A 281-nucleotide genomic window follows, 5' to 3' on the forward strand; every position below is an offset into this window, starting at 1 on the left:
TGAATTACGCACAGTCCGGCATCAATGGTCTGCTCGATCGATGCCTGCGCCGATTCTTTCCGGAAGCGGGCATGCTCGACTGGGAAGACGAGGCCAGAGGCTTTCTGCAGCGCATCGCCCAGAAGGGCGGGGTGGATCCTCTGCAGGGGATGGTTCAGCTCTACGTCGACAACTTCGCAAAGAAGGGCCTCGGCCACGAGACGATCGACGGCCTGGTGGCCACCTTCGTGCACGATCGCGAGCACTACATGCGGATCATCGCCTCGGCGCTGCCGCTGCTG

Annotated in this window: 1 protein-coding gene; it reads left to right on the plus strand. The window is 62.3% G+C overall.

Translation table 11 applies throughout. The annotated features are described in order from the left end of the window. Positions 1-71 precede the first annotated feature (71 nt). Positions 72-281, plus strand: a 210-nt coding sequence (locus tag RVY79_RS19170; protein WP_317466146.1) for a hypothetical protein, incomplete at its 3' end; no start/stop codon positions are given.

The sequence above is a fragment of the Chromohalobacter sp. HP20-39 genome, from assembly GCF_033052815.1.
Lineage (GTDB): Bacteria > Pseudomonadota > Gammaproteobacteria > Pseudomonadales > Halomonadaceae > Chromohalobacter.